This is a genomic window from Pseudomonas sp. NA-150 (genome assembly GCF_044336365.1).
Taxonomy (GTDB): domain Bacteria; phylum Pseudomonadota; class Gammaproteobacteria; order Pseudomonadales; family Pseudomonadaceae; genus Aquipseudomonas.
The window spans coordinates 3,658,300-3,683,378 of the sequence record NZ_CP172305.1 but is presented as its reverse complement, the minus strand read 5'-3'; the positions used below and the strand labels follow the sequence as shown (position 1 = coordinate 3,683,378).

The 25,079-nt window shown below is 57.0% G+C and carries 28 protein-coding genes and 1 pseudogene; 27 read left to right on the top strand and 2 right to left on the bottom strand.

Annotated elements, in window-relative coordinates; all coding sequences use genetic code 11:
• The first annotated feature begins 1 nt into the window (after position 1).
• From ACF0H7_RS17370 to ACF0H7_RS17275, 20 genes and pseudogenes are all read left to right on the top strand, one after another.
• Positions 2-463: a DUF2280 domain-containing protein gene (locus tag ACF0H7_RS17370; protein WP_397448141.1), complete on the top strand. Its 462-nt coding sequence runs from the start codon at positions 2-4 to the stop codon at positions 461-463.
• Complete coding sequence (locus ACF0H7_RS17365; protein WP_397448140.1) at positions 450-1,748, top strand: terminase large subunit domain-containing protein; 1,299 nt, start codon at positions 450-452, stop codon at positions 1,746-1,748. Before ACF0H7_RS17370 ends, ACF0H7_RS17365 begins: the two co-directional genes overlap by 14 nt.
• Complete coding sequence (locus ACF0H7_RS17360) at positions 1,748-3,211, top strand: DUF4055 domain-containing protein (RefSeq protein WP_397448139.1); 1,464 nt, start codon at positions 1,748-1,750, stop codon at positions 3,209-3,211. Before ACF0H7_RS17365 ends, ACF0H7_RS17360 begins: the two co-directional genes overlap by 1 nt.
• Positions 3,186-4,274, top strand: a complete 1,089-nt coding sequence (locus tag ACF0H7_RS17355) for a minor capsid protein (RefSeq protein ID WP_397448138.1) — start codon at positions 3,186-3,188, stop codon at positions 4,272-4,274. The genes ACF0H7_RS17360 and ACF0H7_RS17355 overlap by 26 nt, the downstream gene beginning before the upstream one ends.
• Positions 4,275-4,310: 36 nt before the next feature.
• Positions 4,311-5,029: pseudogene (locus tag ACF0H7_RS17350) on the top strand (hypothetical protein).
• A gap of 11 nt (positions 5,030-5,040) precedes the next feature.
• A complete protein-coding gene (locus tag ACF0H7_RS17345; RefSeq protein WP_397448137.1) occupies positions 5,041-6,009 on the top strand; it encodes a major capsid protein in 969 nt (322 codons plus the stop codon).
• Positions 6,010-6,052: 43 nt separating this feature from the next.
• Positions 6,053-6,622: a hypothetical protein gene (locus ACF0H7_RS17340; RefSeq protein WP_397448136.1), complete on the top strand. Its 570-nt coding sequence runs from the start codon at positions 6,053-6,055 to the stop codon at positions 6,620-6,622.
• 28 nt (positions 6,623-6,650) lie between these two features.
• Positions 6,651-7,154, top strand: coding sequence for a DnaT-like ssDNA-binding protein (locus tag ACF0H7_RS17335; RefSeq protein ID WP_397448135.1), 504 nt, complete (start codon positions 6,651-6,653; stop codon positions 7,152-7,154).
• A gap of 37 nt (positions 7,155-7,191) precedes the next feature.
• The gene (locus ACF0H7_RS17330; protein ID WP_397448134.1) at positions 7,192-7,392 is read left to right on the top strand and encodes a hypothetical protein; all 201 of its coding nucleotides are present in this window, start codon (positions 7,192-7,194) and stop codon (positions 7,390-7,392) included.
• A 46-nt stretch (positions 7,393-7,438) separates the two neighbouring features.
• Positions 7,439-7,807, top strand: a complete 369-nt coding sequence (locus ACF0H7_RS17325; protein WP_397448133.1) for a hypothetical protein — start codon at positions 7,439-7,441, stop codon at positions 7,805-7,807.
• Positions 7,804-8,460, top strand: a complete 657-nt coding sequence (locus tag ACF0H7_RS17320) for a hypothetical protein (protein ID WP_397448132.1) — start codon at positions 7,804-7,806, stop codon at positions 8,458-8,460. The genes ACF0H7_RS17325 and ACF0H7_RS17320 overlap by 4 nt, the downstream gene beginning before the upstream one ends.
• Positions 8,457-8,873, top strand: a complete 417-nt coding sequence (locus ACF0H7_RS17315) for a phage tail terminator-like protein (RefSeq protein WP_397448131.1) — start codon at positions 8,457-8,459, stop codon at positions 8,871-8,873. Before ACF0H7_RS17320 ends, ACF0H7_RS17315 begins: the two co-directional genes overlap by 4 nt.
• A gap of 69 nt (positions 8,874-8,942) precedes the next feature.
• Complete coding sequence (locus ACF0H7_RS17310) at positions 8,943-9,590, top strand: phage tail protein (protein ID WP_397448130.1); 648 nt, start codon at positions 8,943-8,945, stop codon at positions 9,588-9,590.
• 9 nt (positions 9,591-9,599) lie between these two features.
• Complete coding sequence (locus ACF0H7_RS17305; RefSeq protein ID WP_397448129.1) at positions 9,600-9,992, top strand: phage tail assembly chaperone; 393 nt, start codon at positions 9,600-9,602, stop codon at positions 9,990-9,992.
• A gap of 17 nt (positions 9,993-10,009) precedes the next feature.
• On the top strand, positions 10,010-10,300 hold the full coding sequence (locus ACF0H7_RS17300; protein WP_397453927.1) for a DUF1799 domain-containing protein: 291 nt from the start codon (positions 10,010-10,012) through the stop codon (positions 10,298-10,300).
• A 10-nt stretch (positions 10,301-10,310) separates the two neighbouring features.
• Positions 10,311-13,514, top strand: coding sequence for a phage tail tape measure protein (locus ACF0H7_RS17295; RefSeq protein ID WP_397448128.1), 3,204 nt, complete (start codon positions 10,311-10,313; stop codon positions 13,512-13,514).
• 3 nt (positions 13,515-13,517) lie between these two features.
• Positions 13,518-13,856, top strand: coding sequence for a phage tail protein (locus ACF0H7_RS17290; protein WP_397448127.1), 339 nt, complete (start codon positions 13,518-13,520; stop codon positions 13,854-13,856).
• A gap of 11 nt (positions 13,857-13,867) precedes the next feature.
• Positions 13,868-14,623, top strand: a complete 756-nt coding sequence (locus ACF0H7_RS17285; RefSeq protein ID WP_397448126.1) for a phage minor tail protein L — start codon at positions 13,868-13,870, stop codon at positions 14,621-14,623.
• A gap of 2 nt (positions 14,624-14,625) precedes the next feature.
• Positions 14,626-15,381: a C40 family peptidase gene (locus tag ACF0H7_RS17280; protein WP_397448125.1), complete on the top strand. Its 756-nt coding sequence runs from the start codon at positions 14,626-14,628 to the stop codon at positions 15,379-15,381.
• A 590-nt stretch (positions 15,382-15,971) separates the two neighbouring features.
• The gene (locus ACF0H7_RS17275; RefSeq protein WP_397448124.1) at positions 15,972-16,301 is read left to right on the top strand and encodes a helix-turn-helix domain-containing protein; all 330 of its coding nucleotides are present in this window, start codon (positions 15,972-15,974) and stop codon (positions 16,299-16,301) included.
• 94 nt (positions 16,302-16,395) lie between these two features.
• Here the strand turns inward: ACF0H7_RS17275 and ACF0H7_RS17270 are convergent, their stop codons facing one another.
• Both ACF0H7_RS17270 and ACF0H7_RS17265 read right to left on the bottom strand, forming a co-directional pair.
• Complete coding sequence (locus tag ACF0H7_RS17270; RefSeq protein WP_397448123.1) at positions 16,396-17,133, bottom strand: HIRAN domain-containing protein; 738 nt, start codon at positions 17,131-17,133, stop codon at positions 16,396-16,398.
• Between the two features lie 44 nt (positions 17,134-17,177).
• Positions 17,178-17,546 (bottom strand): Arc family DNA-binding protein, encoded by a 369-nt coding sequence (locus ACF0H7_RS17265; protein ID WP_397448122.1) that lies wholly within the window; start codon positions 17,544-17,546, stop codon positions 17,178-17,180.
• A gap of 121 nt (positions 17,547-17,667) precedes the next feature.
• On the opposite strand from ACF0H7_RS17265, the gene ACF0H7_RS17260 reads away from it, so the two are divergent.
• From ACF0H7_RS17260 to ACF0H7_RS17230, 7 genes are all read left to right on the top strand, one after another.
• Entirely contained in the window at positions 17,668-17,838 is a 171-nt protein-coding gene (locus ACF0H7_RS17260; protein WP_397448121.1) for an Arc family DNA-binding protein, read from the top strand.
• A gap of 65 nt (positions 17,839-17,903) precedes the next feature.
• Positions 17,904-18,770, top strand: a complete 867-nt coding sequence (locus tag ACF0H7_RS17255) for a Rha family transcriptional regulator (RefSeq protein ID WP_397448120.1) — start codon at positions 17,904-17,906, stop codon at positions 18,768-18,770.
• Positions 18,767-19,267, top strand: coding sequence for a KilA-N domain-containing protein (locus ACF0H7_RS17250; RefSeq protein ID WP_397448119.1), 501 nt, complete (start codon positions 18,767-18,769; stop codon positions 19,265-19,267). The genes ACF0H7_RS17255 and ACF0H7_RS17250 overlap by 4 nt, the downstream gene beginning before the upstream one ends.
• A 514-nt stretch (positions 19,268-19,781) precedes the next feature.
• Complete coding sequence (locus ACF0H7_RS17245; RefSeq protein ID WP_397448118.1) at positions 19,782-20,393, top strand: tail assembly protein; 612 nt, start codon at positions 19,782-19,784, stop codon at positions 20,391-20,393.
• Between the two features lie 57 nt (positions 20,394-20,450).
• Positions 20,451-24,017: a host specificity protein J gene (locus ACF0H7_RS17240; RefSeq protein ID WP_397448117.1), complete on the top strand. Its 3,567-nt coding sequence runs from the start codon at positions 20,451-20,453 to the stop codon at positions 24,015-24,017.
• Positions 24,014-24,343: a hypothetical protein gene (locus ACF0H7_RS17235; RefSeq protein WP_397448116.1), complete on the top strand. Its 330-nt coding sequence runs from the start codon at positions 24,014-24,016 to the stop codon at positions 24,341-24,343. Before ACF0H7_RS17240 ends, ACF0H7_RS17235 begins: the two co-directional genes overlap by 4 nt.
• On the top strand, positions 24,343-25,020 hold the full coding sequence (locus ACF0H7_RS17230; RefSeq protein WP_397448115.1) for a hypothetical protein: 678 nt from the start codon (positions 24,343-24,345) through the stop codon (positions 25,018-25,020). Before ACF0H7_RS17235 ends, ACF0H7_RS17230 begins: the two co-directional genes overlap by 1 nt.
• The last annotated feature ends 59 nt before the right edge of the window (positions 25,021-25,079 follow it).

The following is a 25,079-nucleotide window of genomic DNA, read 5'->3' as shown; positions in this document are numbered from 1 at the left end:
TATGGCAGCACTACGAAGCGAGGTCAAAGCCTTCATCGTTCAGGCTTTGGCCTGCTTTGATACGCCTTCCCAGGTGGTCGAGTCGGTCAAGAAAGAGTTTGGGATTGAATTGAGCCGGCAGCAGTGCGAATCCCATGACCCGACGAAGTTCGCCGGCCGAGCCCTTGGGGCCAAGTGGGTTGAGCTGTTTCATGCTGCTCGCAAGCGATTTCGTGAAGAGACCGAAGACATCCCGATCGCCAACAGAGCGTATCGACTCAGGGCACTTGGTCGCATGGCCGAGAAGGCTGAGAACTCAAAGAACATGGCGTTGACCGCCCAGTTGCTGGAGCAGGCCGCCAAAGAGGTTGGCGATATATACGTCAATCGCCAGCGTAAGGCTGATACCGAAGATGAGGTGATCACTCCGAGCCGTATTCAGGTCGATGTGGTCGATGCGAGGAAGCCGAATGCCGAGCCTTAATGTTCCGCAGGCTCAGTTTCTCCAGCTACCTCACAAGTTCCGCGCTTTCGTTGCTGGCTTCGGCTCTGGTAAGACGTGGGTCGGCTGTTCGGCGCTGTGCAAGCACTTCGCGGAGTGGCCAGGCGTCAACGCGGGTTACTTCGCGCCGACATACCCGCAGATCCGCGACATCTTCTACCCGACCATTGATGAAGTGGCTTATGACTGGGGTCTAAAGACCAAGATCAACCAGGCGAACCACGAAGTTCACATTTATAGCGGTCGACAGTATCGCGGGACGACGATTTGTCGGTCCATGGAAAAGCCGCAGACAATCGTAGGCTTCAAGATTGGCCATGCGTTGGTCGACGAATTGGATGTTCTGACGTCGATCAAGGCGCAGCAGGCTTGGCGCAAGATCATCGCGCGGATGCGTTACAACCTGCCCGGGCTGAAGAACGGCGTCGACGTAACCACAACGCCGGAAGGCTTCAAGTTCGTCTTCCTGCAGTTCGTGAAGCAATTGCGTGACAAGCCCGCGCTGAACGAGATGTATGGCTTAGTCCAGGCCAGCACCTTCGACAATGAATTGAACCTGCCGGACGACTACATCCCATCGCTGATGGAGTCGTACCCCGAACAACTGATCCGCGCGTACCTCAATGGCCAGTTCGTCAACCTGACTTCTGGATCGATCTATCACGCGTATGACCGCAAGCTGAACCAGTGCTTCGACACCGTGCAGCCGAACGAACCTCTGTTCATCGGCATGGACTTCAACGTCGGCAAGATGGCTGCGATCACTCACGTCAAACGCGAGGGATTGCCCAGGGCTGTGGATGAGTTGATGGATGGCTACGACACGCCGGACATGATTCGCCGAATTAAGGAACGGTATTGGCGGCACAACGGCAACGATTACGTGAAAGATCGTGAGATTCGCATCTACCCGGATGCCTCCGGTGATTCGCGCAAGTCAGTGAATGCCAGCTTGACCGACATCGCCATGCTCAAGCAGGCCGGGTTCGCAGTGATCGCTCCGGCGGCAAACCCACCCGTAAAAGACCGCATCAACGCAATGAACGCCATGTTCTGCAACGCGCAGCGTGAGCGCCGCTACCTGGTCAACCCGTTTACCTGTCCGACCTATGCCGATGGCCTGGAGCAGCAGGTGTGGGCAGCCAATGGCGAGCCGGACAAGTCGCAGGGCAACGATCACGCGAACGACGCCGGCGGTTACTTCATCCACAAAGAGTTTCCGATCATTAAGCCGGTTACTTCACTCAGCATGGGATTCGCACGCTAATGGCAAACGATGTCACTTTCACCCGTCCGGAATACGACGCGGCGCAGTCCCGTTGGCGGCTGGTGCGTGACGTCTGCAAGGGTTCTGAGACCGTTAAGGCAGCTGGCGAACTGTATTTGCCCCGCCCAAATGCTCACGACACCAGCAAAGAGAATAAGGAGCGGTACAGTTCTTACAAAGAGCGCGCCGTCTTCTACAACGCCACAGGGTTCACGAAACGCAGCCTGGTCGGAGCCGTCTTTCGCACCTGGCCAACACTTACTGTTCCCCCCGGCCTCGACTATGTGTCGAAGGACGTCGACGGGCAGGGCGTGAGCATCTACCAGCAGTCGCAGTCAGTCATTGGGCATGTGCTTGAGCTCGGCCGACATGGTTTGCTGGTCGATTACGCAGCCGTCCCGGGTGGCAGCGTCAGCAAGGCCGATGAACAAGCAGGTCGAGCGCGCGCCAACGTAAGCAGCTATCCGGCTGAGTCCATTATCAACTGGAAGACACGGCAGATCGGCGGCCAGCACCTGCTCAGTCTGGTCATTCTGAGAGAGACAGTTGACGTCGACACCGACGATGGTTTCGGTAGCGAGCAGGTCACTCAGTTCCGCGCCCTGCGATTGGATGCTGCCGGCGTTTACACTCAGGAGGTATGGGAAGAGGGAAGCAGCGCTACCAGCATGGTCACTGCACCTTTTGCTCCGCTGGATGGCAGCGGCCAACCTTGGCGTGTCATCCCGTTCCAGTTCGTTGGTAGTGAAAACAACGACACCAGCATTGATGAATCACCGCTGTACGACATGGCCGAGGTTAACCGTGGTCATTACCGCAACAGCGCTGACTATGAAGAAGCAGCCTACCTAGTCGGCCAGCCCCAGCCGTGGATGTCGGGCCTTGATGAGCAGTGGCGCGACCATCTTGAAAAGACAGGGATATTTTTGGGTTCGCGCGCTCCTTGGCTGCTCCCTGTTAATGGTGCATGCGGGGTGTGGCAAGCGCAGCCAAACACGCAGGCCAAAGAGGCGATGGATGCCAAAGAGGCGCAGATGGTTGCTCTTGGCGCTCGCCTGATCGAGCGTGGCAGCGCAGTGAAGACAGCCACCCAGGCCGACAACGACAGCGCCGCCGAACACAGCGTCCTTTCACTGGTCGTCAGCAACGTCAGCGAGGCCTATGTGCAGTGCCTGACATGGATGGCACTGTTCGTGGGCGCCATAGGTACGCCGGTCTACAAGCTCAATCAGGACTTCAGCCAGATCAGTCTGGACGCGAACATCATGGCCGGCCTGTTCAATGCGGTGCAGGGCGGCAAGCTGCCTGAGTCTGATTTCTGGCAGTACCTGCGAGACCGTGGCGTGATCGATCCGGAGAAGACCGACGACGAGATCCGCGGGGAAATTGAGACGCAGAGCCTGGGTCCTGGATTCGATAACATTGAGGTAATCCCGAATGGCAGCAAACCAAGCAATCCTTGATGCCACCATTCGGCATGCGGTTTTTCTCGAAAAGCTGAAGTCGGGCGAGGTGCAGAAGTTCGCGCCTTTCCTCAAGGAGATCGACCGCACGCTTCGGGAACGATTGACCCGAACCGATCTGACGGACTTCACGACCAAGCGGCTTGAAGCGTTGCTGAGCGACGTAGATAGCCTGCTGCTGGGCATCTTCAACCGGTATTCGGACAAGCTGAATCTCGACCTGATCGACATTGCGAACTACGAGGCGCAGTTCGAGGCGACCAATCTGACCAATGCGGCGCCGACAAGCGTTACGTTCGACGCCGCGTTGCCAAGCATCACAGCAATCAGGGCTGCCATCCTCACCAACCCGCTCAGCGTGCGCGGTGCGGACGGCGGTAAGTTGCTCGAAACCTTCATCGAGGGATTCACCTCGACCGAGCGTCAGCGGCTCACCGGAGCGATTCGCCAAGGCTTCTTCGAAGGCCAGACGAACTTCCAGATCATCAAGAGCATCCGTGGCACCAAGTCGCTCAACTACAACGACGGCATCTTGGCTACCACCAACCGTAACGCTGGTGCAGTCGTTCGAACAGCGGTCCAGCACGTCGCCACTCAGGCGCGCATGGAGACGTTGAAAGAGAACTCCGACGTCGTGCAGTCGGTCGAGTGGGTCAGCACCCTTGATTCAAAGACCACCGCACAGTGCCGGACGCTCGATAAGCGTCGCTTCAAGCTTACCGAAGGGCCTCGGCCGCCGATCCACATCAACTGTCGCTCGACAGTGGTGGCGGTGACCGACTTCAGCGCTTTGTTCGCCAAGGACGCCACACGCGCATCCGTTGGCGCGTTGGGCGGCCAGCAGGTGAGGGCAGACCTCTCGTATTACGACTGGCTCAAGCAGCAACCCGCAGCATTTCAGGACCAAGCCATCGGCCCAGTCCGCGCGAAGCTGTTCCGCGAAGGCGGGCTCAGCGTCGAACGATTCTCCGAGCTACAGCTCGACCGTAATTTTTCACCTCTGACTCTGGACCAGATGAAGGTTCTCGAACCTCTGGCGTTCCAGCGCGCAGGCATCAACTAGCCGACCGGGTCGGCACTACGTCTCTGGGAGACAACAATGGGCTTGAAATACCAGCTGGACACCCTTGAAGGGGTGGATGACGCCGTGCGCGCGCTCTACACCGAAGTGGACGGAAAGTTTGTCCTCGGTATTGAGGGGCTGCCGGAAGTTGAAGATGTATCAGGGCTCAAAACGCAGCTTCAAACCCTGCTCGACGAGACCAAAGAAGCCAAGCGCTTGAAGCGCGAAGCTGAAGAACAGGCACAACGTGACCGAGAAGAGATCGCCCGCAAATCCGGCAACGTCGAAGAGATTGAAAAGTCGTGGTCCGAGAAATTCAATCGCCGCGAAGCTGAGCTGAACGGTTTGCTTGAGCAGGAGCGTGGCAGTTTGAGCGGGCAGATCCGGGATCTGACTGTTGGCCGCACCGCTACCGACATCGCGTCTGCCCTGGCAATCCCAGGCAGCGCAAAGGCCCTGTTGCCGCACATCGAACGCCGTCTGAGCGTCGAGCAGCGGGACGGCAAGCCGGTCGTGGTCGTGCTCGACCAGTTCGGCAAGCTCTCGGCGGCAACGCTGGAAGAGCTGAAAGCAGAAATCGCTGGCGACTCGGCGTTCGCGCCGTTGATCGCAGGCAGCAAGGCATCTGGCGGCGGGGCTGCGGGGCTGCGGGTGCTGGGAATGGCGGCGGGGCCGCAAAAGGCAACATCGGCGGCACCAAATCAGAACGTACGGCCGCAATTGGCTCGCGCTTTCCCGATCTCCCCCTTAAGTAAGGAATTGATTCATGTCCTTGTCCCAAATGCAGGTTTTTAACGATTACATCATGCCGGCGACTCTCGAGACGCTGGATCAAATGACTCAAGCGTTTAACGAAGCCAGCAATGGCGCGATTGTTCTGTCTCCAGACGGTTTCACTGGCGACTTTTTGCAAGAGTCGTTCTTCCAGAACCTGGGCGCCGCTCAGCGCCGCGTTGACCGCTACGGCACTAACGCCGTGGTTACTCCAGTGGATCTGACCGAGTTGCAGAACAACACCGTCAAGGTTGCTGGTGGTTTCGGCCCGCTGCGTTACGAGCCGTCTCAGATGACCTGGTTGCAGCGTCCAACTCAGCAAGGGGTTGAAGTTGCGAGCCGCGCATTCGCCGAGGTCCTTCTGAAGGATCAGTTGAACACCGCCATTGCAGCTCTGGTTGCCGCGATCACCGCTCAGGCCGCGGCCACCAATGACGTATCAGCGACTGCCGGCATCACCCAGGCCGCGCTGAACAACACTCATGCGAAATTTGGTGATGCGAGCCAGAACTTGGTTGCCCAGGTAATGCAGGGCAGCACCTGGCACAAGTTGGTAGGGCAGGGCTTGGTTAACAGCAACAACCTTTTCCTGGCTGGCAACGTTCGTGTCGTCGACATTCTCGGCAAGACCTCGATCGTCACCGATGCGCCGGCGCTCGCGCAAACCGGCACGCCAAACAAGGAAATCATCCTTGCTCTGGCTACAGGCTCTGCACTGGTGCACGACAACCGCGACATCATTTCGAACGTGTCTACCGACAACGGTAAGGCTCGAATCGAGACGACCATCCAGGTTGACTACACCTTCGGTGTCGGCCTGAAGGGTTACACCTGGGACATCATCAACGGCGGCAAATCGCCAACCAGTGCCGCGCTTGCAACGGGCACCAACTGGGACAAAACCGCCGCCAGCATCAAGAACACCGCCGGTGTTGCTCTGATCGGTGACGCTGCCAAGTAACCCAATGACTGCGCCGTGAAACACCGGCGCAGCGGAGATGATCATGGAAAAGAACACCTGGTACTTGGCCGGTCCATTCCATCGCTACGAAGACGACATCAAGGCGATCGCAAAGAAGAACGGCCTGCGCATCGTCGACGCGAACGCGACTGACTTCCGCGAGGATGAAACCGAAAACCCACCCGAGGTGACGCTGCGGCAATTGCTGGAAGCTCACTCAGGTGTTGCCGGCGAGGTTTCCGGTAGTCCTCAGGTTGGCTTCGATGTTCTTGTGGCGGATAACAACGCTGTTCAAGTGCTTGTCGCAGGATTGGAAGCTGGCACCATCGAACTTCCCGACTCTGGTGAGCTGGCATTGCGTCTTTACGGCGCCTTGGCCAACATTCGCGACGGCATGGTTGAGCTTACGCGCAAACACGATGATCTCGCCGCCGAGAATCAAAGGCTCACTGACCAGATTGCAGCATTCAATCAAGCCGAGGCGCTGCGTGTTGCTGAAGCCACCGAAAGCGAAGGCCTGAAGGCTAAACTCGACGCAGCGGGCGTATCCTATCGCTCCAACGCCTCGAAAGAGTCGCTGGAAAAGCTCGTTGCTGAGCTGCCCAAGCCGTAACGCCAACCCCACACCTGCGAGTTGATTCATGACCTTGATCATCGAGGACGGCACCGGCAAGCCAGATGCCGAAAGCTACGCGAGCGCCGACGACCTGACCCTGTACGCCGTGAAGTTCGGCATGGTCATTCCGGCGGACGCGGCTGCGCAGGAAGCGCTGCTGCGCCGGGCCACCTTGGCGATGGATGGCATGAAATGGAAAGGTCGCAAGATGGACAGCGATCAGGCTTTGGCTTGGCCGCGCCGAGGGGTTGAGATAGATTGCGAGATCAAGCCTGACAACTATCTTCCTGCGCGCATCGAGTACGGCCAGATGGCGTTGGCCGGCGAGATTTACGCTGACGACATCGATCCTGTCGACCAGCGCAAAGGCGCGGTGATCCTTGATCGAGTTGAAGGCGCAGTAACGCGCGAGTACGCCCAGATAAGCAACACCAGCGGCCGACTGTTGCCGGCGGCGCCGGATCGGCCGAGCGCAACGCAGTTTGCCGATTACCTGCTCAAACGAGGGCTGTTCGCCGTCCGCGCATAATGCTAGGTTCGTCGTTTCAGCACAGATGGATATCGATATGACAGGGATTGAAGACCACGAAGACGGTGATAATGAGTGGGCCAAAGAGGAGCGGAATGCCTGGGACCGCTACGCGGCTGCCTTTGCCGCCGGCACAGCTCGCGACTGGAGTGGCGAAAGGAAGTCAGAGTTCGTCGCGCGGTTTTCGGCGGACTTTGCGGATAAAATGATTGAAGAGAGGCGGAAGCGCTTCGAATAATTAAGAGCCCAGCCATCGCGCTGGGCTTTTCACATATGGAGCCACCATGGCCTTCTACGACGATATGGCCGTGATGGCTCTGGAGCTGATCACAGAGTTTGGCCAGCCTGTAACCCTGCAAGACACAACCAAAGGCGAATACGATCCTGACACCGGATCGACACCGACAGACACGGTGACCGAGCGAATCGCCCAAGGCATCCTGCTCGACTTCACCGGTCAAGAATTTCAAACGAACACGCTGATCAAGGTTGGCGACAAGAAGCTCAAGATCGCCGCGCAGGGGCTTGATGCTCCGCCTTCGCTGCTGAGCAAAGTCGTTGTCCAAGGTCGCACCTGGTCTATCGTTCCGCCCCTGAAGGAGATCAGCCCCGCCGGCACGCCTCTGCTCTATGAACTTCAGGTGAGATCGTGAGCCGGGCCGGCGCCGGTCAGTCCGGTAGCTTCGCGCTGAGCCTTGCCAAATTTGCCGAGCAGGCTACACAGGCCATCGACGCCAGTGTGCGCGAGATCATCATCGAGATCGGCAACAGCGTGATTCGCATGTCGCCCGTGGGTAACCCTGAAATATGGGCAGCCAACGTGGCACACCGATCGGCCAACAAAGCATCTGCTGATGCCTATGACTTCAATGTGGCAATCCGCAACACGGTCATCAACCTTACAGACAGCAACTTCACTAAATCGGGCAAGCTGAAAGCTGGCGTGAAATACGCCAAGCCGTTGACCAAGGCCGAGCGTGTCCAGAACTTTAATGTGAACGGCCTTGTTTCCGGCAACGGTTACGTCGGCGGCCGTTTTCGCGGCAATTGGATGTTCAGCATCGGTGCGCCGGACGAAACCACGACAGATGAGGTCGACAAGTCAGGTTCAAAGTCGATGGCGCGCATCCGCGATGGAGCCATTGAGTTCAGCGCCGGCGATATCGCCTACATCACCAACTCGCTGCCGTATGCCATCCCGCTGGAGTTCGGCCATTCGACCCAGGCACCCAGCGGTATGGTCCGCGTGACCGTGGTCCGCTTTCAGCAGATCGTGCTGGAGGCCATCAGGAACAACCAGATATGAGCCACAAGATCATCAGGTCGCTGTTTGAGGCCCGTCTCGCGACTTGGGCCAAGACCAGATCACCAGTGCTGCGCATCGCCTATCAGAACGTGGCATTCACTCCGGCAGCGAACGAGACCTACCTTCAGGCGTTCACCATCCCGGCCGGTACCGACAGCAGCACGCTGGCCGGTGACCATCGGCTATACACCGGCCTGTTTCAGGTGAGCATTGTCACGCCTTCTGGCGCTGGTCCGGGCGCGGCGGATGGTCTGGTGGACGAGCTTGCCGCTGTGTTCCCCCTCAACGACAGACTGATCAAGGCGCCGCTGGCTGTGCTGATCATGACGCCGGTTGAGCCGGGGCCGCCTGTTCCGGACGATTCAACCTACACCGTCGCAGCGAGCTTCCAGTACCGCGCTGACACCACCTAATTCGCCCATTGGGCAACCCTGAACCCGCCATCGTGCGGGTTTTGTCATTTCTGCAAAGAGGAAACACCAATGGGATATAAATTGCCGAATGGCGGCACCATCCAGCACGCCGCGACTTATGCCGCAGCGCTCGCGTTCACCGCGCTGTCCAACGCCTCGGAAGCAATCGCGACTGTGGCTGCCAGTACGCTGGCCGCCGGCGACATCGTGCTGCTGACCTGCGGCTGGAGCAGCCTGAACAACAAGGTGGTACGGGTAAAGCTCGCGACCGCCACGGCCATCACCCTGGAAGCGATCGATACCACTGACCCATTGATTTTCCCGGTAGGCGGTGGCGTCGGCACCATGAAGAAGGTGCTGACCTGGGTGCAGATCCCGCAAGTGACCGACGTGTCGTTCTCCGGCGGAACGCAGAACTACACCGACGTGAACTTCCTCGAAAACGCCCAGGGCTTCCAGATTCCGACCGACAAGTCTGCCGCGAGCATGGTCCTGACCATCGCCGACGACCCGACCCAGGCGTTCAATCCGATTCTGCAGGCCGCTGATGCTGGTAAGCAGATTCAGGCTGCACGTATGAACCTGCCGGGCGCCGATACGATCCTCTACGGTACCTATACCTCGTTCTCTACCCAGCCGACGGTCTCGCGCAACAACCTGCTGACTCGCACCGTCAACCTTGCGTTGCAGTCCCTGCCAACCCGCTACCTGTCGTAAGGGAAACCCATGCCTAAGACATTCAAGATTGCCCAGGCCGCGACGTTCGCGGCTGAGGTGGGCATCCCTCGCGCGGGCGGCTCTGTGATCTCCGTTCCCTTCGAGTTCAAGTATCGCGACCGCAAAGAGCTGGCGGCGCTGTTCTTAGGTTGGCAGGAACGCATCAAGGCTGATCAGGAGGCGTTCGCTGCAAAAGGTGAAGAGCTGACGCTGGTCGAGGTGACTGACGCCGATATAGAGCGCCAGATTGAGCAAGTGCAGGCACTGGTCGCTGGCTGGGGCTTTGACGACAAGCTTACCGACGAGAGCATTCGCGCCCTGGTCGAAACCTCCTCCGGCGCCGGTCAGGCCATCGTCGATGCCTATCAGAAGGCCTTCGCCCCGGCCCGACTGGGAAACTGATAGCCGCGGCGCGCGGACTGTACGAGCCCAGCGCGTCTGCCGAGCAGGTTTCTCTGTTCGGCCTGTCTCTTGCTGAACTTGATGAAGACGTGGAGATCTGGCCGGACAACTGGCCAGCCTTCCGTCTATTCAACGCGCTATCGACTCAATGGCGTACAGGGGCTTTCGGCGCAACTGGGCTCGATTACACCGCTATTCGCGACGTAGCGGCCTTCCTCGGCATCAAGAAAAAACAGATTCAAGAAGTCTTTCCGGACCTTCAGGTCATGGAGGCCGAAGCCATGCTCGTCATGAGCGAATCGAAGTAAAGGAACACTCATGTCGGGAACAATCGCGCAGTTAGGCATTGCCGTAGATTCGGGTGATGCCGTCCAGGCCGCAACCGATCTGGATAAACTGGCACAGGCAGGCGTCAAGGCTGAGGCTGCTGCAGATGGAGTTGCCACCGGCTTTACCAAGGCAGAGGCCGCTGCCGCTGCATTGGCTGCTACTGAGGCCAAGCTGGCTCAGGCAACCGAGGACGCCAAAGCCCGGCTGTTGGATATGGCGAAAACCTCGCTCGATGCCAGTCAGTACGTGCAAAAGCTGAAAGAGAGCACGACCAGCAGCGCGACCGCCATGGATGTTAGTGGGGCATCTGCCGCAAGCCTTGCTGCTTTGCAGAAGCGCCTACAAGCTGAATCTGATGCACTGGCGGGCACTACTGAGCGTACCGTTCAGGCCACAAAGCAGGCGGCGGCAGCAACGGGCGTCCAGGCTGAAGGTCTCCAGGCGCTGCTGGCCAAGATCAATCCAACAGTCGCCGCGCTTCAAAAGCTGGACGATCAACAGGCACAGCTTCAGAAGTACAAAAAGGCCGGACTGGTTGACGCCGGCACCTTCGCTGACTTTTCTGCACAGATCGAAGCGTCTCGGCAAAAGCTGTCCGGCTTCAGCGATGACACCCAGAAGACCAAGACCGGGCTGTCCGGTTTGGCGCTCGGATCGAAGCAGGCCCGTGAAAACGTCCTGCAACTCGGAAACGCCCTGGCCGAAGGCAACATCCGCATTGCCGCGCACAATATCCTGGAGATTGGCACCAACGCAGGGGCTTCCGCTTTGCGCTTGGCTGCTATCGCCGCGCCTATCGCGTTGGTAGCTGGCGGGCTGCTGGCCTTGGGTCTGGCTTACAGCAAAGGCAGCGCGGAAGCCGACGAATACAACAAGTCTCTGATCCTGACCGGCAATTATGCAGGCGTGAGCTCAGGTCAGCTTGGTGAAATGGCCAAGCAGGTAAGCGCAACCGTCGGCACCACCGGAGCCGCCGCCGCCGCGCTGGCGACCCTGGCCGGCAATGGCAAAATCGCTGGCGGAGCATTCGTAGAGGTCACGCAGGCGGCAGTCTCCATGCAGGAGGCTACCGGCAAGGCAATCAGCGATACGATTGCTGAGTTTGTGAAGATCGCCGATGACCCAGTCAAAGCATCGATTGCGCTAAATGAGCAGTATCACTATCTGACTCAGTCGGTCTATTCGCAGATTGCCGCGCTTGAGCTGCAGGGCGATCACGCTGGCGCGGTGAAGCTGGCCACTGACCAGTATGCTGACGCGATCAACCAGCGTACTCCGAAGATTCTTGAAAACCTGAGCCTCTGGGAAAAGGCATACAACGCTGTGGCCAGGGCCGCCGACGGCATCAAGAATGTCGGCCGCACCAATATTGACGATGAAATCGAGACTGCAAAAAATAATCTCGTCGAGGCTCAGAACACAGACGGCTTATTTCAAAGCAAAAAATCCAAGGATGCTTTGGTTGAGTTCAGGCGCGACCAGCTGACATTTTTGCAGGACAAAAAAGCCGCTCAAATTGAAAGCGCCAAGCTGGATGGCGATGAGCTTCTCGCACGGGATAAGGCAACTGCTGCCTCCGTGAAGATCGATGCTGCTGATCAGGCTAATCTTTCTACCGCCAATAAGCGCAACAAGCTGCTCGATGACTACCAGAAGCAATTAGCCGATATCCGAGCTGTAAACCCTTCTGACAAACGATTGGCTCCTGATGCGGTGACTGCACACATCCAGGACATCAACGACAAGAATAAAGACCCTAAAGCCGCTGCTGGCCAGGTCGATCTGACCGGCTTCAATGATGCGCAGAACGCACTGAAGACCCTTCAGGATACTTATTCGAATACCGAAAAACAGCTTGAGGCCAGCCAGAAGGCCGGCTTGATCTCTGCAGGTTCGTACGCAACTCAGCGAGCAGTGCTGATCAGGGCTGAAAAGGAAGAGGTCACGGCCGGCTACGAGGCTGAGATTGCCGCGCTGGAAGCCATCAAGGCAAAGTCCAGCACCACTGCCGAGCAGCGCATCTCGCTCGACCAGAAGATCGCTGACTCGCGCACCAGCATGGTCAAGGCTCAGAAAGACGCCGACACCCAGCTTGAGGTGATCGCAACCAACGAAACTGGGCGCCTGAAGAAGCAGGCTGAGGCCGTGAAGGTCTACACGGATGCGCTGCAGCAGCAAGTTATCACCCTGCGCAATCAGGGCCAGCGGGCAGCCAATGGATTGGGGCAGGGCGACCGTGAGCGCGGGCTGACGGATCAGCAGAACTCCGTTGACGACCGCTTCAACCAGCAGAAGCTGGAACTGGCGAACCAATACGGCGATGGCTCGCGCGGCATGAGCATCGACGAGTACAACGCCAAGCTGAAGGCGCTGACTGCGACACAGGATGACCTGCACAAGACGGTTCAGTCGAACTTCGACGACATGACCAAGGCCCAGGGCGATTGGAGTGCCGGGGCTTCCTCGGCCTACCAAAACTACCTTGATTCGGCGAAGGACGTTGCCGGACAGACCAAAAGCCTGTTCACGGATGCGTTCGACTCAATGGATGACGCGCTCGCCAATTTTGCCCTGACCGGGAAGCTGTCGTTTTCAGACTTCGCCAAATCCATCATCGCGGACCTGGCCAAGATCGCAGCCAAGCAAGCCAGCTCCGCTGTGCTCAGTTCTATCTTTGGGCTGGCCACTTCTGCCGCAAGCTCCTATTTCGGTGGAGGCTCAAGCAGCGGAGGGTCGGCTTCGGATTACAGTTCTGGCCAGCTTTCCGGTTGGGCCGGGGTGCATCAGGCCACGGGTGGCGCCTGGGACTCGGGCGTGCAGATGTTCGCCAATGGGGGTGCCTTCTCCGACTCAGTAGTCAGCACTCCGACAGCGTTTGGCATGGCCGGCGGCCGCACAGGTGTGATGGGTGAGGCTGGGCCGGAGGCAATTATGCCGTTGACGCGAGGCTCGAACGGGAAATTGGGCGTGCAGGCGGTAGGTGGTGGCGCGGGACAAGGAACTACCACGCAAGTCAGTGTAGTGGTCAACGTCGCGAGCGACGGTTCGGCCCAATCCACGACAGACACTGCAGGATATGAGCAGTTCGGAAAGGACCTAGGTCAGTTCATCGAGCAGAAATATCAAGAACTTATGAAGAGGGATCTTGGGAACGGCGGTCGCATCAGGATGCTGGCGGCAGGAGGGCGATGAGCTATGGCGATTGAGCGTTTCACTTGGCCGACGCAGAGCGGCGACTCCCCGGATATCAGCTATCGGGTTCGAACCTCCCAGTTTGGCGACGGTTACAAGCAGGATGTCGGGGACGGACCAAACAACAAGGTCCAGAGTTATCCGATTACATTCACCGGGACCAAGCAACAGGTCCTTGAGGTGATGGGCTTTTTCGACAGGCATGCCGGGTCGAAAGCGTTCTTATGGGCCACACCGCTTGGCGATGTGTGTCTGTTCACCTGCAAGAAGCCTATCCCCACTCCCATGGGCGGAGGCGTATTCAAGATAACGGCGACGCTTGAGCAAGCATTTCAGCCATAGAGAGCAGCCCAATGGCATTTATTACTGACATCCAGAAACTTGAGCCTGGGGCTGAGGTGCGCCTGTTTGAAATAGACGGGACCGAGTTTGGCGCGGACATCATTCGCTTTCACGGGCACGCAATTCCACACACCTCAGAAGAGCTTTTATCTGCTGAAGTGGCGGTCGCCGACTTGCCGGCAAAGTCCATCATTTGGCAAGGCAGCGAGTACGCAGCGTGGCCTGTGCAGATTGATGGTGTTGGCGCAAATGGGGACGGCACATCTACTAATCCTAAGTTTACTGCTGGCAATGTAAACGGGCGCATCACCGCTTTGTGCTTGGCCTTTGAAGACTTGGCGATGTTCAAGCTGACAATTCACGACACAACAGCGACATACCTTGATGCAGTGAATTTCCCTGGAGGAAACCCTACGGCAGATCCTTCTCAGGAAGGTGTTGACGTCTGGTATTTCGGCCAGAAGACCGGCGAGGACAGCGAACGCGTTGAGTGGGATATGGCGTCGCCGGGCGAGGTTGATCCTAACGAGGGGTTGCCGGGCCGCCAAATGACAGCTCTTTGTCACTGGGCGCTTACGAACGGTTATCGAGGCCCTGATTGCGGCTATACAGGGCCATACGTGGATATCGACGGCAATCCTACTGATAACCCGGAGCTTGATGATTGCAGTGGACTGGTGAATACAGGCTGCAAGGCTCACTTTGGCGCGAACAATGAATTGTCCCACGGCGGATTTCCTGCTGCATCCCTGATTGCCCGGAGTTGATCATGCTGAACCATATCCTGCTGTCTGTGCAGGCGCACGCCGCGGCTGAATATCCTCGCGAGTGTTGCGGCCTGATCGTTACCGTCGGCAAGGACGAGAAATACATGCCTTGTCGGAACGTCGCATCGAACCCGGGCGATGAGTTTCAGCTTGAACCAGAGGATTACGCTGCAGCGGAAGACCTAGGCGAGATAATCGGCATTGTGCACTCGCACCCCGACGCCAGCAGCCGGCCGTCACCGCGCGACCTGGCGATGTGCGAAGCGACCGAATTGCCGTGGCACATCTTGAGTTGGCCTGAAGGCGATCTGCGAACGATTGTCCCGACGGGCAACACGCCACTGCTGAAGCGTCCCTTTGTGCACGGCGCGTGGGATTGCTGGCAGGTCTGCGCGGACTGGTACAGGCGCGAGTGGGGGCTGGGGTTCGAAACCTTCAAGCGCGCCGACGGTTGGTGGGAAGACCCCAGCGGTCCGAGTCTGTACGAGCAAGAGTTCCAGGTGGCAGGATTTGTGCTGGTCGACCAGCCTCGCCGTGGAGACCTGGTGGTCATGGCGATCGGTAAGACCGCCCACCCGAATCACGCAGGCGTATTTCTTGGGACTGATCCAGAGCTGCCTGAAGAGGAGGCTGGTGTGTTCGGCCCTGGACCGTTTCTACTGCATCACCTATATGGGCGACCGTCGGAGATCATCGTCTTCGGCGGCCCATGGCATGCGCGCACGCGCTTAATCCTGCGTCACCGTGACGCAAAATAACCACATGATGCGGCTTGGCCGCGGAAGATAATTATGAATCAGCCCTTTGAAGTTACTGAAGATGGAAAAGTACGCATTGTCGGAGTTGTAATTCGCGACAATGCGCCTCACGGGATTAGCGCTGAGTAGCGCCTACGCCGCTTTTAATTGCGTCTTGAACGTTGCTCAAGTCACCTCCAACGGCATCAAGAGCAAGATTGAACGCTCCCGCATCTGCTCCAGGTTGGCGAGTGTTTTTGAAGAAGTTCACGTACTTCTGCAGTTCAGCCGCGTCATAGTCTGGACGCGAGCGCAGATACAGGGAAATAGCCCCGAGAGCAGCAATTACGCCGGCTTCAGTCGAGCTTACAGGGGTAGCGCTTACATTGACCTCCTAGGTCATAAATCGCGCCGAAATTGGCGCACCCCAGTCCTTGGGCTTGCAGGCAAAGGACTGAGGATCCATTGCATGGAGGCAAGAAGCTACTACGGTGGAAGAGCAGTGCGTTACTGAGGATTTGTACAGGCGATATGCCACACCAGAACGAGCGCACTAGCATCTCTTGGATGGGCGTATGGTGGTCTTACGCTCACCAAAAGAGGATTTCCTCATGGACGATAAATTGGGCGCTCGGCTAAAAGCGGAGCGCAGGAGATTAAAGCTTTCACAGCAAGAATTCGGAGCCAGTGGGGGCGTCGCCGCTAATGCCCAAGGGAACTATGAGAAGGGATGTAGGATGCCTACATCGAAGTACTTAATTGGTATTCGAACCAAAGGCGTAGACGTTTTATATGTATTAACCGGCGAACGCACCGCGATGAGTCCAGAGGCTTTTAGCGCTGAGGACACGGTGATTTTTCATCACTACCGAACGCTGGATGTACTAGATCAAAAGGCGATTGCTCAGATTGCTTTTTCTTTGTCGAAATCTGAGATCTAGTACACGGCAGACTCGCAATGAGCCCAGCCCCGCGCTGGGCTTTTTTGCATCTGGATGCGTGAAAATCAGGTTGGCTGGGCATGGGCTGAGTCGCTTACGATTTAGGAAGGCCCAGTAATACCCCAACCATTGGGCGATCGCCCCAGCCTCCGGTAAGTTTGGCTTTGGTCTGGAATCGCCAGATTCCAGTGACGCCCATGTCGGTGATTTGCTGGAAAAAATCGGCGGCTGCACTGCGGGGCAGATATCCGACCTTCGAGCCCTCGATATAAACGGCGCATGCGTTTTGGTCGAAAGGGTTGTCTGGTTCGGCGACAATGTCTGCGACGAAATCATTGTCGGTAGCCATGTGGCGACCGTTTCGTAGTTTTCGAAGGGCTGGCTGATAGTGCGATTCTCCGACAACGTCGAATTCACACGCATGCCCCCCAGTAATGTTGCCGGTAAGTGGTGGAAGATTTACTTTGGCTGGAGCCGCTTTCTTGAGGCGCTTCTTTTTTGGCTCCTGCACCAGAGGCTCAGCTGCCATTTTTAGAGGCGCTGCATCAGGCTGTCGACTTCCGGTATCGGAAATAGGAGCTTTCGTAGCTTGAGGACGCTGGGCGTTCGTGGCTTCGGCCAGTCTAGCGGCCGTTGTATGACGAATCCTCAGGAGTCGAGAAAGTTCGTAAGGCGTTTTGGGGCCGGATATAGCTACGAGGCTCCTAACTTTTACGAGTAAGTCGTCCTCCAGATCATCAGCGGGGGCGAGGGTTATAGGGGAAGGCTGAAGAACTGCCACTGTCGGCTGCTCTCTAGGGTGCTGCGAGAAAATACATTTCCACCACGACATTCAACGCTCCTTGATAGACAGCCCAGGCTGTCTGGGCTTTGGAGTTATTTTCTCTCGTAACTTTTTACAATATTTCCATGTTCGTCGGCGGTTATTGTGTGCTCGCCAGTTTTTTCATCGTACAGACGCTCCACCTTCCTAATCCCATCCTCGGCACTGGCTAGTAGAAATCTGAGCTGGCTCAGGGCGAGCACGATGCTTTGGTCTGCCGACTCGACCGAATTTTCTTTCGCCCAGAGCTCGTACGCTTCTTGGTTAATAATCGCTTGATCGTGGGAATAAGACTCCTCAAGCCGAGCAATTATTTCAGCGTTGAGGCTCCGCTTTGCGTGTTTCGAGGATGACTCAAGCATTTCACGAAGTGATGGCGGCATCCGCAGCGGGTAAGCGGTTGGCTGGGTCTTCTCGCTCATCTTTGTCCTAGGGGTAAAGGTGTATGTCCAGTATGCGAAAAGAATCTGTTTGAGATCAATGAATCTATTTGGCATCTATTTTTTAGTGGCATCTAATAGATTCACAAGCGCGGAGGTGTGTATGCAAAAAAAACAGAAGCAGTCTTATCCATTGCGATTAGAGAGCGATACCAGAGGCAAGGCAGAGAGTGAGGCGCGCAGTCACCACCGGAGCCTCAATGTTGAATTAGGCCTGCTGATCGAGGATGGCTTGAAATGGCGGAAAATGCAGAGCAAGCAGGCAGTAGCCTAAAACGAAGAAACCCCGGCTTGCAGGCCAGGGCTTCAGATGTGAAAACTTTCGACGGAGTTCACGAGATGAATACTAACACAGTGGTTGACATGCGCAAATTCGTGGAGGCTCGCAATGGCGAAGCTTTCACTAACACTCAAAATGTCGCAGAGGCTTTCGGGAAGCTGCACAAAGACGTGCTGCGGAAGGTCGACGGGCTTGAATGCTCGACGGAATTCACTGAGCGCAATTTTACGCTCAGTTCATATATTGATGGATCGGGCCGCAGTCTGCCGCAGTGGACTATGACGAAGGACGGTTTCATGTTCCTGGTCATGGGCTTCACTGGCAAGAAAGCTGCCGCGATCAAAGAGGGCTACATCGCGGCGTTCAACTGGATGGCTGATCAGCTTGGTCTGTCAAGCAAGACCCTGGTTGCGAAAGCTGTTGAGGCAGCGCTTGGTTCTGATGGCGCACAAATTATCAGCAATATCCTTCGTTGCCGTGTAGCGAAGCTGGATGCGGAGCATCAGCGAAGTGCGGTGATGAAAATGTCATCCGCTTTGCATGCCCGTTTTGGTGTTCCCCGCATTGAGTTGATCCCGGCGAGTCAGATGGATGCAGCCTGTAATTTCGTCGCAAGCTATGCGATTGAAGGCGAATACCTGCCAAAGCAGGAAGAGGGCGGCCTACACTTCAGCCGGTCCGAGGTTGGCGCTATTTACTCGATGATGTCGCATGTCTCCTACCTGCTTAGGTTCGGGGCAAGCATTCATAGCGCAGCCAGCACGCTGAATTCTCGCCCGATGATGGATGTCGCCGACCATATCGACGGCTCTCGCATCCCCTTTGTTGCCCTGGATAAGCGCCGCAAAGAGATTTACCGCATGTACAGCTCCGGTGGTTGCGAGGGTGGTTACGCGATGGCGGGCTCGAAGGCGGTGGCGGCATGAATTCAGCGATCATCCCTTTTCATTACGAAGGCCAAGCCGTCCGCTTCAACAGTGACGGCTGGATCAATGCTACTGACGTGGCAAAGCGGTTTGGCAAGAAGCCAGCGGAATGGCTACGGCTGCCAGACACATCAAAATATATGGACGCGCTTGCGAGGCATTTAAATGTGGGGGAATCCCACCTTTTAACTCAAAGCTCAAAAGGCAGGTCTGGCGGGACGTGGTTACACCCAAAGCTGGCGGTGTCATTCGCCCGATGGCTGGATGTAGATTTCGCCGTTTGGTGTGACCTTCATATCGATGCACTGCTTCACGGAGAGCTAAACGAAAAGCAGCAATTCGAGCGCGCGTGTCGCGTGCTTGAGGATGCGCAGCAGGTTGCTAGTCTTGGAGGTAGCGCGCTCTCCAAGTTTCGCTGGAAGAAGCCTCGCCTTGTTCACGATGTAGATCACTGGCGTGAGCAATTACAAATGACGCTCGGCCTCGACGCAGCCTAAACGACCCACCCCACGAAGAGCCCCGCCATATGCGGGGCGTTCGTGTTTCCATTTTTCATGACTCTCGTTGATGCTAAAGTCCCGCGAAATCTCAACGAGGGAACACCATGAGAGTTTTCGTAGGGGCTCTGACACTACTGCTTCTGTCTGGATGTATGGCGCCAACCATGAACGAGGCGAGATCGGAAGGTCCGCTTAAGATCCTATATTCAAAAAAAGCAGATAAGGACATTGCACAGTGCACTCAGTATGAGTGGCAGAACCAGTCTCTTTTTGGTGTGGTGCCTGAGGCGTCGCTCCAGCCTGGACGAAGTGGCGGGTATACCGTGTTCACTCCGGGTCCTGATTATTTCGTTGATATCCAAACCGGGGCATCCGGTTCGGTGGCGAAGTATTACGCGGTGGTGGATAACTGGATCTCAAAGCGAAGACTTGAGGCTTTAACGAGCTGTCTTTAACCGTAAATCCCAATGAAACCCGCCATGAGCGGGTTTTTTTATGACGCGAGGAACGTATGGCGGCAAGTGCAATCGAGTACATCCCCATGACCACTATCAAACTTTACGGGCTACTGCGTCGTTTTGGTCGGGAGTTCAGGCTTTCTGTTCGCTCGCCGGCGGAAGCGATTCGCGCTCTCTGCGTTCAGATTCCCGGTTTCGAGAAGTTCCTTTCGTCCAGCAAAGAGGCTGGGCTTGAGTACGCCGTGTTTCGCGGGAAACAGAATCTTGCCGAGGGCGAACTCGGCTTCCAGGGCCAAGGTGAAATCCGTATTGCGCCCGTAATGGCCGGTAGTAAGCGCGGAGGGGCATTGCAAACAATTATCGGGGCCGTTTTGATTGTCGTCGGCCTTGTCATCACCGGAGGCACGTTCGGTGCGGGCGCCCCATTCGGATCTGCTCTGATTGCAATGGGCGCATCGATGGCGCTAGGTGGCGTTATCCAGATGCTGAGCCCGCAAGCCAAGGGTTTGAAGACTAGTGCTGCGCCAGAGAACACACCTGGCTATGCCTTCGGCAGCGCCCAGAACACAACCGCGTCAGGCAACCCGGTGGCGCTTGCGTGCGGCAATCGGCGCTGGGGCGGAGCAATCATTAGTGCATCCATCTACGCAGAAGACCAGGCCTAATCAAGGCCCGCTGATCACCGCCGCCTTGAGGCGGTTTTTTATTGCCTGGAGAAAAGCATGGGTGCAGTTCAGAAGATCGATATTCATGGCGCCAAGAGTGGAGAGTCAAACCCCAAAACCCCAATCGAGGCACCGGATAGTCTGCGCTCGGTGGCGATTGCCAAGATTTTGATTGCCGTGGGGGAAGGCGAGTTCGCCGGAGTACCTTCGGCGCAGGACATCTATCTCGACAATACCCCACTCGCTGATGCCGAGGGAAATATCAACTTCCCAAACGTGACATGGGAGTGGCGTAGCGGCGCGGTCGACCAATCTTACATCCCAGGAATTCCGTCGATTGAAAGCGAAACTAGCGTTGGCGTCGAACTGCGCGGCGGCACTCCATGGGTAAAAGCCGTCACCAATATTCAACTGTCTGCGGTGCGTCTTCGATTCTCCTGGCCCGCACTTCAGTCGGTAGATGATGAAGGCAACATCAACGGGTATCGCATCGAGTATGCGGTCGACATCGCCACGGATGGCGGGGCATATCAGGAAGTGCTTAGCACTGCGGTCGACGGCAAGACCACTACCGTCTACGAGCGCACCCATCGCCTTAATCTGCCTCCAGCTACAAGCGGCTGGTTGGTTCGCGTCCGGCGCATTACGGCAAATCAGAACAACAACAAAATCGCAGACACAATGCAGGTCGCCGGCTACACCGAAGTGATAGACGCAAAGCTTCGCTATCCGAACACCGCTCTGCTTTACATAGAATTTTCAGCCGAGCAATTCAGCAGCATCCCTGCGGTGACAGTGCAATGCAAGGGTCGAAAATGGCCAGTTCCAAGCAATTACGACCCCGAACAGCGGACGTATACCGGGATATGGGATGGCACTTTCAAGGACGCCTGGACTGACAACCCGACCTGGATGACATACGGAATCTCGGTGAATGATCGCTTCGGGCTAGGCAAGCGCATCAAGGCGTTCATGCTCGACAAGTGGGAGCTTTACCGAATCTCGCAGTACTGCGATCAGCTTGTTCCGGACGGCAAGGGCGGTACCGAGCCGCGTTTCAAGTGCGATCTATACCTTCAGTCAAAAGCTGATGCGTGGAGCCTGCTGCGCGACATCTCGGCCATTTATCGGGGGATCACTTACTGGGCTCAAGGTCAAGTCTTCACGCTTGCTGATATGCCGCGCGAGCAGGACTTTGACTTTGCTTACACACGAGCCAACGTGATCGATGGCAAGTTCGAAACCACCGGCGCCGAGCCTCGCACGATTTACAGTCGTGCACTGGTCAGCTACGACAATCCAGGCAACAACTACGACACGGATGTCACTGCCGTAACTGACTTGGCGTTGCAGAGACGATTCAGGGATAACCCGGTCGAAATCGCTGCTATTGGCTGCACCCGTGAATCTGAGGCGCAGCGCCGAGGTAAATGGGCTTTGCTGACCAACTCGAAAAACAGGGGCATCACTTTTCGCGTCGGGATGGATGGCCGTATTCCGCTACCTGGTTACGTCATTCCGGTAGCCGACTCACTGGTTGCTGGTCGCGAGATTGGAGGGCGCATCTCTGCTGTGTCCGGGCGCACGATTACTCTTGACCGTGATACTGCTGCGAAGGCCGGGGACTTGTTGATCCTGAACTTGCCAGCCGGTACTTGTGAAGGCAGGACCGTGCAGTCTGTGAGCGGACGCGACGTTACGGTCACCACTGAGTATTCGGTAGTGCCAGAGTCTGAGTTGGTCTGGTGCCTGGATGCCGACGATTTGGCCGTTCCGCTTTACCGCGTCACAAGCGTGTCGCGTCCGGAGCCTGGAATCTTTGAAATCACCGCGATCCAGTACGATCCGAGCAAGTTCGCTCACATCGATACTGGCGCCAAACTCGAAGATCGCCCGATCAGCGTTATCCCGATCAGCGTCGTTCCGCCGCCGGCCAGCGTCTCGCTGAGCTCAAGCACTGCCATCGCCCAAGGCCTGGCCGTCACCACCATGACGATTGCCTGGCCAGCGGTGACTGGCGCCGTTGCGTACGACGTCCAGTGGCGCAAGGACAGCGGCAACTGGATCAGTGTGCAGCGCACGGGTACCGCGAGTGTCGATATCGTCGGCATATACGCTGGCGCCTATCTCGCTCGAGTACGCGCGGTGAGTGCCTTCGATATCTCTTCGATCTGGGCTAATTCAATACTGACTCAGTTGAAGGGCAAGGAAGGCCTGCCTCCAGCGGTCACCAGCCTGACGACCACCAGCCTGCTGTTCGGCATCGGTCAGAAATGGACTTTCCCAGCTGGTGCGGAAGACACCCAGCGCACCGAGATCTGGTACGGGCCAACCGACGACCTGACGGCGGCTACCAAGCTCAGCGACTTGGCCTACCCGCAGAACGACTACGTGATGCAAGGCCTGCTGGCGGGTGTTCGTTTCTTCTTCTGGGCGCGCCTGATCGATCGGACTGGCAACATCGGTCCGTGGTATCCAGCCGTGCACGGCGTGCAGGGTTCGTCCAGCGCAGATGCCGGTCCGATCCTCACCATGATCGCCGGACAAATCGGAAAAACTGAACTCGGGCAGGATCTCAACGACCAGATCGATAAAATCCCTGGTCTACAGAATCAGATCGACGCACTTGATGGGCTGAAGGGTTACGACCCGGACCAGACCTATACCAAGGGTCAGATGATCGTCGTTGATGGCCGTATTTTCCAGGCGGAGCAGGCCGTTCCAACCAACACGCCACCGCCCAACGCTTTGTACTGGGATGACGTTGGCGATTTGCTCGAGACGGCCAATGCGCTGGCTGAGCAGGTGGCAACCAACACGACGGACATCACTGAACTCGACGGCGTCGTGACAGCGCAGGCCTCGAGCCTTCAGGCGTTGCGTGCTTCATTCCGTAGTGACGACGGCTCTGGCGATATGGCCGATGCCCTCAAAGGGTGGAACAACACGGCTAGCATTGCGCAGGAGACCAGCGTCAGGGCGTCACAGGATCTGGCGACCGCGCAGCAGCTCACCGTTGTTACGGCTTCGGTAAACGACAACAGCGCGACGGTCACCAACCTGGTGCAGTCGGTAGCCACGGACAAGGCAGCCACTGCCACCCAGATCACCCAGCTCAACGCGACGGTAGGGAAGAACACCGCTGACATCCAAACCACCGCCACGGCCTACGCGGATACCTCGGGCAAGCTGACCACCATGTGGTCGGTGAAAATGCAGGTAAATGCGAATGGGCAATACATCGCGGCAGGTATCGGGCTTGGCATTGAAAACACGGATGCCGGGCTGCAAAGCCAGTTCCTGGTGTCGGCAGATCGGTTCGCAATCGTGAATACCCTGGCCGGCGGCACCACCTTCGTTCCGTTCGCGGTGCAGGGTGGGCAGGTGTTCATCAACCAGGCGTTCATTCAGGACGCCAGCATCAGCATGGCCAAGATCACCACGGTGTTGCAGTCGGACAACTACGTTGCAGGGCAAACCGGCTGGGCAATCACCCGAGCGGGCAACGTTGAGTTCAACAGCACGGTTTCTGGTGGTGGGCGCCTGACGATGAACAACCGGGCAATCAAGGTCTTCGACGCAAATGGCGTGCTCCGCGTTCAGTTGGGAGACCTATCAGCATGAGTTTTGGCTTGAGGATGTGGGGGGCTGATGGCTCCCTCCAACTTGATGAAACCTCGTTCACCATGAGGGTGGTGCTGTCGACAACGGTCAACTTTCCCGCTTCTGGCGCGAAAGCCGTTCAGTCGTTTTCAGTGCCTGGCTGTAACGCTTCCAACTCGGTGGCCATCGTTGTCCCGAACGGGAGCTACACAACCAACTTGTCTACCCAGTATGAAACGGAAATGGTCAATGACGTGGCCAATGTCTACAACTACAACCGGGGGTTCGATGCGAGCCTGACTTCGAATGTCACCTCCATGCGCCTCTACGTTATAAGGTTTGCCTGATGACCTTCGGCCTGCAATTCACCAACAACAGCAATGTGGTAACGCTTGATTCTGAGTTCGCCCGACTGAGCCTTATTTGTAGTGGGAGATACGCACCGACAGAGGAATCGGGGCTGGGGTCAACAACCAACTTTCCAGTGGTGCTCACTTCGCAGGAGCCGCCACTGATATTTGTCAGGCCCGATACCGTGAATGCGCAGGCAGGCCTGTCACTTGCGCGGGTCAATGGCAGTCCCGGGGCATGGACTGGGTTTTATGTGCGGGCCTTCAACGTGAACACGGCTCAGCCGAATGGTCGCTACTTCGCCGCTGCATTCAAGGCTCAGCCGGTTGCGACATTTGGAATGCGGCTGTGGGATGCGGCGGGGTCGCTGATCTTTGACTCAGGGACAAACGCCGCGCTATTCACCAGGGCTTTCCAGAATTGGACGTATAGCAACACCGTTTTTATATCGCCAAACTACTTCAACTATTACACGGTGGATTTCAACTTTCCCGTGAACGAATACATGATGGTTAATAACTTCGGCATGAGCCTGACTGCCGGTGGAGCTTCGGGGAGGCTTGTGTCCTGCTTATGGGATTTTCCTGCTGGTAAGCTGTGGGCGGTAACAGTCGCGGCATCCAATCCATATGCTTTCTATCTTCCGGCGCTATTTGCAAAAATGGCTGTGTAGATAAACGAATCAATCATAACCCGCCGAGTGCGGGTTTTTTATTGCCCAAGATAAGGGAT

Coding starts and splice junctions, on each gene's coding strand:
- ACF0H7_RS17370 (WP_397448141.1), top strand. CDS start 2: ATGGCAGCACTACGAAGCGAGGTCAAAGCCTTCATCGTTCAGGCTTTG.
- ACF0H7_RS17365 (WP_397448140.1), top strand. CDS start 450: ATGCCGAGCCTTAATGTTCCGCAGGCTCAGTTTCTCCAGCTACCTCAC.
- ACF0H7_RS17360 (WP_397448139.1), top strand. CDS start 1,748: ATGGCAAACGATGTCACTTTCACCCGTCCGGAATACGACGCGGCGCAG.
- ACF0H7_RS17355 (WP_397448138.1), top strand. CDS start 3,186: ATGGCAGCAAACCAAGCAATCCTTGATGCCACCATTCGGCATGCGGTT.
- ACF0H7_RS17345 (WP_397448137.1), top strand. CDS start 5,041: ATGTCCTTGTCCCAAATGCAGGTTTTTAACGATTACATCATGCCGGCG.
- ACF0H7_RS17340 (WP_397448136.1), top strand. CDS start 6,053: ATGGAAAAGAACACCTGGTACTTGGCCGGTCCATTCCATCGCTACGAA.
- ACF0H7_RS17335 (WP_397448135.1), top strand. CDS start 6,651: ATGACCTTGATCATCGAGGACGGCACCGGCAAGCCAGATGCCGAAAGC.
- ACF0H7_RS17330 (WP_397448134.1), top strand. CDS start 7,192: ATGACAGGGATTGAAGACCACGAAGACGGTGATAATGAGTGGGCCAAA.
- ACF0H7_RS17325 (WP_397448133.1), top strand. CDS start 7,439: ATGGCCTTCTACGACGATATGGCCGTGATGGCTCTGGAGCTGATCACA.
- ACF0H7_RS17315 (WP_397448131.1), top strand. CDS start 8,457: ATGAGCCACAAGATCATCAGGTCGCTGTTTGAGGCCCGTCTCGCGACT.
- ACF0H7_RS17310 (WP_397448130.1), top strand. CDS start 8,943: ATGGGATATAAATTGCCGAATGGCGGCACCATCCAGCACGCCGCGACT.
- ACF0H7_RS17305 (WP_397448129.1), top strand. CDS start 9,600: ATGCCTAAGACATTCAAGATTGCCCAGGCCGCGACGTTCGCGGCTGAG.
- ACF0H7_RS17295 (WP_397448128.1), top strand. CDS start 10,311: ATGTCGGGAACAATCGCGCAGTTAGGCATTGCCGTAGATTCGGGTGAT.
- ACF0H7_RS17290 (WP_397448127.1), top strand. CDS start 13,518: ATGGCGATTGAGCGTTTCACTTGGCCGACGCAGAGCGGCGACTCCCCG.
- ACF0H7_RS17285 (WP_397448126.1), top strand. CDS start 13,868: ATGGCATTTATTACTGACATCCAGAAACTTGAGCCTGGGGCTGAGGTG.
- ACF0H7_RS17280 (WP_397448125.1), top strand. CDS start 14,626: ATGCTGAACCATATCCTGCTGTCTGTGCAGGCGCACGCCGCGGCTGAA.
- ACF0H7_RS17275 (WP_397448124.1), top strand. CDS start 15,972: ATGGACGATAAATTGGGCGCTCGGCTAAAAGCGGAGCGCAGGAGATTA.
- ACF0H7_RS17270 (WP_397448123.1), bottom strand. CDS start 17,133: ATGTCGTGGTGGAAATGTATTTTCTCGCAGCACCCTAGAGAGCAGCCG.
- ACF0H7_RS17265 (WP_397448122.1), bottom strand. CDS start 17,546: ATGAGCGAGAAGACCCAGCCAACCGCTTACCCGCTGCGGATGCCGCCA.
- ACF0H7_RS17260 (WP_397448121.1), top strand. CDS start 17,668: ATGCAAAAAAAACAGAAGCAGTCTTATCCATTGCGATTAGAGAGCGAT.
- ACF0H7_RS17255 (WP_397448120.1), top strand. CDS start 17,904: ATGAATACTAACACAGTGGTTGACATGCGCAAATTCGTGGAGGCTCGC.
- ACF0H7_RS17250 (WP_397448119.1), top strand. CDS start 18,767: ATGAATTCAGCGATCATCCCTTTTCATTACGAAGGCCAAGCCGTCCGC.
- ACF0H7_RS17245 (WP_397448118.1), top strand. CDS start 19,782: ATGGCGGCAAGTGCAATCGAGTACATCCCCATGACCACTATCAAACTT.
- ACF0H7_RS17240 (WP_397448117.1), top strand. CDS start 20,451: ATGGGTGCAGTTCAGAAGATCGATATTCATGGCGCCAAGAGTGGAGAG.
- ACF0H7_RS17235 (WP_397448116.1), top strand. CDS start 24,014: ATGAGTTTTGGCTTGAGGATGTGGGGGGCTGATGGCTCCCTCCAACTT.
- ACF0H7_RS17230 (WP_397448115.1), top strand. CDS start 24,343: ATGACCTTCGGCCTGCAATTCACCAACAACAGCAATGTGGTAACGCTT.